The organism is Candidatus Aquicultor secundus (genome assembly GCF_002791875.1).
Classification (GTDB): Bacteria; Actinomycetota; Aquicultoria; order Aquicultorales; family Aquicultoraceae; genus Aquicultor_A; species Aquicultor_A secundus.
Window position 1 is genome coordinate 1 of the sequence record NZ_PFNG01000043.1, and the last position, 7,936, is coordinate 7,936.

General features: G+C 50.1%; 6 protein-coding genes. 5 read left to right on the plus strand and 1 reads right to left on the minus strand.

Going from position 1 to position 7,936, the window contains the following annotated elements:
• Positions 1-450: 450 nt before the first annotated feature.
• Both pabB and COY37_RS01735 read left to right on the plus strand, forming a co-directional pair.
• Complete coding sequence (gene pabB, locus COY37_RS01730; protein WP_286975711.1) at positions 451-1,986, plus strand: aminodeoxychorismate synthase component I; 1,536 nt, start codon at positions 451-453, stop codon at positions 1,984-1,986.
• Complete coding sequence (locus tag COY37_RS01735; protein WP_286975713.1) at positions 1,986-2,831, plus strand: aminotransferase class IV; 846 nt, start codon at positions 1,986-1,988, stop codon at positions 2,829-2,831. Before pabB ends, COY37_RS01735 begins: the two co-directional genes overlap by 1 nt.
• A gap of 1 nt (position 2,832) precedes the next feature.
• On the opposite strand, the gene COY37_RS01740 is transcribed toward COY37_RS01735, so the two are convergent.
• Entirely contained in the window at positions 2,833-5,439 is a 2,607-nt protein-coding gene (locus COY37_RS01740; protein ID WP_286678024.1) for a PBP1A family penicillin-binding protein, read from the minus strand.
• Between the two features lie 355 nt (positions 5,440-5,794).
• Here COY37_RS01740 and COY37_RS01745 point away from each other — a divergent pair, with 355 nt between their 5' ends.
• The 3 genes from COY37_RS01745 to COY37_RS01755 all read left to right on the plus strand — a co-directional run bounded on the left by COY37_RS01745 (position 5,795) and on the right by COY37_RS01755 (position 7,920).
• Positions 5,795-6,022 (plus strand): NifU family protein, encoded by a 228-nt coding sequence (locus COY37_RS01745; protein WP_286678023.1) that lies wholly within the window; start codon positions 5,795-5,797, stop codon positions 6,020-6,022.
• A 108-nt stretch (positions 6,023-6,130) separates the two neighbouring features.
• Positions 6,131-7,360, plus strand: a complete 1,230-nt coding sequence (locus COY37_RS01750; protein WP_286678022.1) for a peptidase U32 family protein — start codon at positions 6,131-6,133, stop codon at positions 7,358-7,360.
• A gap of 50 nt (positions 7,361-7,410) precedes the next feature.
• The gene (locus tag COY37_RS01755) at positions 7,411-7,920 is read left to right on the plus strand and encodes a YqeG family HAD IIIA-type phosphatase (RefSeq protein WP_286678021.1); all 510 of its coding nucleotides are present in this window, start codon (positions 7,411-7,413) and stop codon (positions 7,918-7,920) included.
• The last annotated feature ends 16 nt before the right edge of the window (positions 7,921-7,936 follow it).

Consider the following 7,936-nt stretch of genomic DNA (forward strand, 5'->3'; position numbering starts at 1 on the left):
GCAATCGAAAGCGTCACAGTGTACCACCTGTCATTCTGAGCGAAGCGAAGAATCTAGAGCGCACCAGCTTAGCTGAAGTAAACCGTCTAAGCTTTTCACACGTTGTCTTTAATGGGTATTTAAAAAATGACGAGACGGACATAGTTTTACCAACAAAATTTTGGATATTCTCTTGTAATAGCTTGAAAATTAAGGTAAACGTAAGTATATACTTAAGGTAAGGTAAACGTAAATATATACGATTGAATAATAATTGGCATGTTAGTCCTTTTAGAAGCGGACACCCAGCCAATGGGTGCTTGCTTTTTTTTGTTGACTTAGGATGAATGCGAAGCTAGTTTCCATCAAGTAGGGGCGAAGCTTGTCTCCGCCCAAGCCCAGTAATATTGCGGCGGAGCTTGTCTCCGCCCAAAACTAGTCTCCGCATACTAAGAACTTTTGAGGGAGACGATGATAAGCAAAACGTTAACAAATGACACCAGCGCGATAACTGCAGCTCACGCAATGCACGAGTCCAGCACCGCAATTCTGGACGGCACACACGCAGACCTGCTGCTTGAAGAAATACCTCACATAGAAAACCCGTCCGAAGCCCTATGTGGCCTTCTAGCTGACGACATGCCCTTTCTGCTGGAAAGCGCAATGCTCATGGAGCGCTATGGCAGATACTCCATCTTGGGCAGCAACCCCATCATAACCATACGATCAAAAGGCGCGATCACCGAAGTAACCAGGGATGGACGCAACACAATTTACACATCCGATCCGCTGGCGGTAGTGGATGATATGATTAAATCATTCGGGATGCTAGAGAAAGACCGGTTCTCCTGGCTGCCGTTTACCGGCGGTGCGGTCGGCTACTTCGGCTATGACTTAAACAGGCAGATAGAACGGATACCCGACATAGCCGAAGACGACCAGAAAATCCCCGATATTTATCTGGGATTTTATACCGAAGCGATAATCGTAGACCATCTCGATAAAAAAACCTATGCGATCACCTACACTCCCGCAGACAACGCGGAGTCCCTCGATAAGGCGCAATCGCACCTCGACCTGCTTATCCGCAAAGCAACCAAAGCACAGGATGAATTGCATACCGCACCAGGCGATACTTGGCAGCCATTACGTAAAGACAAGCACGTAGTTGCCGCAAACCTGGCATCCAATTTCACCAGGGAAGAATATAAACAAGCGATCGACAAAGCAAAGGAATACATAAGCGCGGGCGATATTTTTCAAGTAAACCTGGCACAGCGGTTCACCGCCGATTTGCATGTCGACCACTACACGCTCTATAAGCTGCTTCGGGAAGCAAACCCAGCCCCGTTTGCGGCGTACCTGGGATACGATGATTTCTCGATTCTTAGCTCGTCGCCGGAGCGTTTTATGTTTGTCAACGATCGTTATGTGGAAACCAGGCCGATCAAGGGCACGAGGCCGCGCTACAAGGACAGCGACAAAGACAAAGCGGCCGTCAGCGAGTTGCAGGCAAGCGAGAAAGACTCGGCCGAGAATGTTATGATTGTCGATGTAAAGCGAAACGACCTCGGCAGGGTATGCGAGTTTGGAAGCGTTAAGGTTCCCGATCTGATGGTTGTTGAAAGCTATGAAGCGGTTCACCACCTGGTATCCACCGTTGTCGGGCAGTTGAGACCCGATATCGGAATGATGGACTTGATAAAAGCGAGTTTTCCCGGCGGATCGATAACGGGCGCGCCTAAAATCAGGGCGATGCAGATAATAGAAGAACTCGAGCCCCACCGCAGAAATCTCTACACCGGCTCCATCGGCTATATCAGCACCAACGGCAAGATGGACACGAACATCGTCATTCGCACCATAATCGCATTAGGGGATAAGGCGTATTTGCAGGTCGGTGGAGGCATCGTAGCCGATTCCGATCCCGAAGAGGAATACATCGAGACCCTGGACAAGGGTCGTGCGCTCTTTAATGCGCTCGGGCTAAAGGAGGGCTCAATTTAGTGGTTGTCTACTTAAGCGGCCGGATCATCGACGAAAAAGACGCAAAAATAAGCGTGTTCGACAGCGGATTTACCCGCGGCAACGGCCTCTTCGAAACCATGCGCGCGTACCACGGCACTATCTTCGCCCTGGATCAGCACCTCGACAGGCTGTACGGCTCGGCCAAGACGCTGGGTTACCCTACCATGCCGGGCAAAACAATCCTTGCAGAGGCTTGTAAAAATACCATAACAGCCAACAATTTAAGCGATGCGAGGCTCCGCCTTACCGTCACCAACGGCTTACCCGGCGCACAAACCCCAACAATCCTTATAACCGCAGTTCATTATAGCGGTTACGATGAGAACCTTTATCAAACCGGCATGTCGGCCATATTGCTAAACGGGTTTCGCACCTCAGGGAACATAACAACCACTCTTAAATCAACCAGCTATCTCTCGTCGGTAATAGCCAAGAAAAAGGCTCAAGAAGCCGGCTGCCATGAGGCGGTTTTGATCAACGAAAAGGGAAGTATCACCGAGGGGTCATACACTAACATATTCGCGGTAACCAACAAAGCCATACTTACCCCTCCGGTTGAAGACGGCCTTCTCCCGGGGATAACGCGAGACATTGTCATCAATATCGCCGTGTCGCATGGTTACACCGTATTCCAACAAACTATTCAGGCCGGCGATATATTTGACATGGATGAGCTGTTTCTTACAAATTCCTTAATGGAAGTCATGCCTCTGACGAAGCTCGATGGAGAGAAAATAGGGGGTGGCCGACCAGGTGAAACGACGCAACAGCTGCTACTGCTGTATGGGGAGCACATGCTTGCTATGCTACGTGGCGACCGTTAACTTATTGCGCCGTCACATAAATCGTAACCTGCGACCCTTCGTTGACCCGCGATCTCGATCCGGGGCTTTGGCTTGAAACGATACCCAGGCCATACTTCTTAACGTTTTTCTTTTTCATGTCGCTGCTAACGACAACACTAAAACCTTTTGATTGCAGCAACTGGCTTGCCTTGCCCTCGCTCAGCCCAATAACGTTCGGGACCACAACCTGGCCACCCTCACCGCTGATTACCAGAGTTATCATCGATCCCGGCTGGGTCATATATCCCGCAGGCGGTCTTTGCCCTATCACCGTCCCCGCCGGCTGATCGCTTAAACGGTACTCGCCCGTTACAAGGAAGCCGCTTCCCTCAAGCTCGTTCTGCGCCTGGTCTAATGTCAATCCAACAACATTCGGAACAGCGATTCCTTCTCCCGATTGCGGTTGATTATTAATCAACCCGCTGCTAATCGAAAGCTCAATGATCGTGCCTTCCTTAACACCCGTGCCCTCAGCCGGGTTCTGCTCGAAAACCTGTCCCGTAGGTGCATCCGACGGCTTATTCACAACGCTTGAGCCGAGTTTAAGCTCCGTTAGCGCCTTGATCGCATCTACCTGCGTCATCCCGATAAGATTAGGCACCGGAATCGGTTTATGAATGTCGCACACTTTAAGGTTTTTGGGCTTATACTTACGAACGAACACGTGTCTGCTGACCTTCGGGCAGAATTCGCCGGCCAGCTTGTTTGACTCATCGCACAGAGATATATAGGTCAGGCTTCCGCGGGGCGCATCCGCAAAATCATGCTCGGGGACATTCTTGAGCGCCCGCTTCATGAACGCCGACCAAATTTGCGCCGGGAACTTCCCGCCCACAACTTTAATCCCATGGATGTTTCGCATCGGTGTATTCCCGTCCTTGAAACCGACCCAAACCGCCGCAGCTAAATCCGGGGTATATCCGCAGAACCAGGCATCGCAATAATTTTGCGTTGTGCCGGTTTTTCCTGCTGCCGGCCTTCCTATCCTGGCACGGGTGCCGGTTCCGCCGCTTATTACTTCTCGTAAAATATCTGTTACCAGGTACGCCACAGCGGCGTTGATTACTTGCCTGGGCTCTGCTTTGTGCTTATATACCGTCTGGCCGTTCGGCAGATCGATTCTCTCGACGCCGTAGGGTTCGTTATACTGCCCGTTGTTTGCAAAGGTCGAATATGCGGACGCCATTTCAAAAGGCGTCACACCGACCTTGAGTCCCCCTAATGTAATCGCCGGGTTTGCATTCAGATCGGCTGTAATACCGAGCAATCTGGCCGCATCGATCACCTTGTCGACGCCGATTTTTGCCACAAGCCCCGCATAAACCACGTTGACCGACCAGGCGGTTCCCCTGCGCAGGCTCATAGACCCAGCCCCCGATTCACCCGACGAGTTATGTACGGTCCATGGCCTGTTTCCCGGGATTTTAAACGTCTGTGGCGAGGACGCATCAAACCTGTCGTCGGGCGATATGCCGCTCATAAGCGCTGCAGTCAACGTAAACGGTTTAAACGCCGACCCAGGCTGCCTCGGCCCCTGGGTTGCTATATTAAGCTTCTGCTTGTTGTAGTCCTTACCGCCGACCATCGCCTTGACCGCCCCGGTTTTTGGATCGATCGCCACGAGTGAGACATCGGGGTCTCGAGGGCTCGGCAAATACTTCTTCCAGGCAAGCTCTGCGCTCTCCTGCATTTTCGGGTCGAGCGTCGTATATATCTTCAGCCCCTGGGAGTAAGCATCTTTCTCGTTAAAGCCGGTCTTATCCAGCGCATTTCTTATAAGCCAATCCGCATAATATGGGGCAATTCCCACGTAACTTTGTTTTTTCGGGAGCACCGACATAAGCCGCCCCTCAGCCGCTTTAGCCTCAGCTTTTGATATATATCCCTGCTCGGCCATAAGGTCGATAACCAGATTGCGTCTTTCTAATGCCTGCGTCGGGTATTTATACGGATTGTATCCCGCTGGGTTCTTAATCATACCGGCGAGGAGCGCACTTTGCTCAACACTCAGTTTGGTGGCCGGAATACCGAAATATGACTCGCTTGCGGCCTCAACGCCATACGCCCCACTGCCAAAATAGATGGTATTTAAATATTTCTCGAGGATTTGCTCTTTGGAATAGTTCCGCTCAAGCGCCGTCGCCAAAAAAGCCTCCCGGATTTTTCTCTGAACGGTCTTTTCCGGGCTAAAGTAGGCATTTTTAACATACTGCTGAGTAATTGTAGAAGCACCCTGCGCCGCCTCACGGTTTTTCACGTCCCGCACCAACGCACCGATTATTCGAACGTAATCAATGCCTTTATGCTCATAAAAGCGCTGGTCTTCAACCGAGATAACGGCTTTCTGTAAGACGGGCGAGATCTGATTAAGCGGCACAATCGTCCGATTTTCATGGAAAAGCCTGGTTATGACCGTTCCATCGGCCGCATAGATATAGGTAGTTTGGTTTTTAATAACGCCTTTGACATCGCCTATATCGGGGAGATTACGGACTGATTCGTAGACAAACGTGCCGGCCACCGTCGCCACCCCGAACAATAATGTGAAAATTGAAGCCAATATCTTGTGTCTCAAGATAAATCCCAAGTTATTGCGCCTCCGAATGCTCCGATTTCTGCTGCAAAAAACAGTTCTTAACCGATTGCCGTCATAAATAGATTGCCATAAATAAGCTTATTTTGCTAGATTTATCTTTTGCCTCAAACGATGCGGCAACGCTTGTCGAAAACATCGATATAAATAAGCTTATTTTGCTAGATTTATCTTTTGCCAGTAGCAGGGCAAGCGATGCTTACAGCCTAGAACAATTAATCACGGCAATAGTAATATTTGCACCCAAATCTATATGTCATTCTGAGCGATAGCGAAGAATCTCGACTTCTGTTTTCTTTGCTCTTTCTATGGTAGGATAAACTGAAGAAATTTCCGGGAGGTGAAAGAATTGCGCGAGAAAGTAGAGGCTGCGCTTGAAAAGATAAAGCCGGGACTTCAGGCAGACGGTGGTGACATCGAACTCGTCAACGTTACCGACGATGGTGTCGTTCAGGTAAGGTTACTTGGTTCCTGTGCCGGATGTCCTATGTCGCAGATGACACTGACGCATTACGTAGAACAGACACTAAAGGAAATGGTTCCTGAGGTAAAAATGGTACAGAACGTTCTCGTTTAAATTTTGTGACATAAACAGGTATTGAACCATAGATTTGAGTATGCAGCCGAGGCTTGAGGCCTCGGCTGCTAGTTTTCATAATTTATACTATTTTCTGGGGTGATTTGATTGAAAAAGCCGGAGATTCTATCCCCGGCCGGGAACATGGAGCGGCTGGAATACGCCATAGCCTACGGCGCCGATGCCGTCTACATAGGGGGGCGCAACTTCAGTCTGCGCGCCAAAGCCGGCAATTTTTCGATCCACGACATAAAAAAAGCCGTTGAAATAGCCCATAGCGCGGGGAAAAAACTTTACATAACGCTCAACATATTCGCAAGAAACAGCGATTTTAGGGAGCTTTCAAACTACGTCGGCGATCTCGCCAATGCCGGTGTCGATGCGGTAATCGTAGCCGACCCCGGGGTTTTGAGCACCGTCAAAGCGGTTGCCCCACAGTTACAAATTCACATCAGCACTCAAGCGAACGTTACCAACACCGCTGCCGTTGATTTCTGGGCATCCCAGGGCGCGTCAAGAGTCGTTCTGGCCCGTGAGTTGACCGCCCCTGAGATCGCCGAGATTTCAAAAAACGCCACCATCGAGACCGAGGCATTCGTCCACGGAGCCATGTGTATTTCCTATTCCGGCAGGTGCCTGATGAGCAAGTTCCTCGCCGACCGCGACGGCAACCGAGGCGACTGCGCCCACTCCTGCCGCTGGAAATACCACCTGGTAGAAGAGAAGCGCCCGGGGCAGTACCACGAGATTCAAGAGGATGAAAGAGGCACATACTTCTTCAACTCAAAAGACTTGGCGCTAATCGGGCATATCCCCGAACTCATGCAATGCGGCCTCGCAAGCCTTAAAATCGAAGGCAGGATGAAGACCACCCATTACGTTGCCGCAATAACAAAAATATACCGAAAAGCCGTTGACCGCTACTTCGATAACCCAGATAATTATAGGCCTGATCCGGAGTGGTTCGAAGAAATCGAAAAGGTAAGCCACCGCCGGTATTCAACCGGCTTCTTCCTTGGCGACAAAGGGGAAGAGATCCTCGATTGCGCGCGGTATGAGAAGTCGCATGATTTTGTCGGCGTTGTTGAAGGGTACGATAAGAGCAACGGTCTGGTGATCGTGTCGGTCAGGAACAGGCTTAAGACAACCGAACCAATCGAAGTACTGAGCCCGAACAACCTGATAAGCGACTATCTGATACCGGAAATGTTCACCGTACAAGAAGGTGAAATAGGCGGCCCTGTTGAAGTCTCACATGCCGGGTTTAAGGTAGGCATACCTTCACCGGAGCCGTGGCCCGAGTTCGCAATTCTTCGACGAGCGGTAGATATAAAGTAAGAAAGTAGTAAAAAAGTAGTAATAAATAGTTAAAAGTAGTGAGGTAATCAGTGTTGGCAAAGTTATTCCCAGATCATTACTATAATTCGATCTTCGATATAAACCTGGAGGATTTAAAGCAAGACGGGATTAAAGGGATTATCCTCGATCTCGACAACACTATCGTCGCCCGCAATAGCTCGGTTGCCACCGAGGAGCTAAAGGGGTGGCTCCAGAAAGTCGAGGCAGAGGGATTCAAGGCTTGTATCCTATCCAATAACTGGAAGCAGCGGGTAACCGGAGTAGCCGCTCAGGTGAATCTGCCGCTTGTAGCAAGGGCCGCCAAACCGAGAAAAGGTGCGTTCATACGCGCGATGGAAGTCCTCGGAACCCGTGACGACCAGACGGTTGTAGTTGGCGATCAGATATTTACCGATGTCTTCGGCGGCAATCTTGCGGGTTTGCACACCATCCTCGTCATGCCGATGAGTAACCATGAAGCGTTCCATACAAGGTTTCTTCGCCAACTTGAAAAGCTGGTTATCAAACGCTGGCAAAAACACGGCCTGCACAGCTCATAGTCTAATAGCTATAGTT

Excerpts from the sequence above, each read along its gene's own strand:
- pabB (WP_286975711.1), top strand. The coding sequence starts at position 451 with ATGATAAGCAAAACGTTAACAAATGACACCAGCGCGATAACTGCAGCT.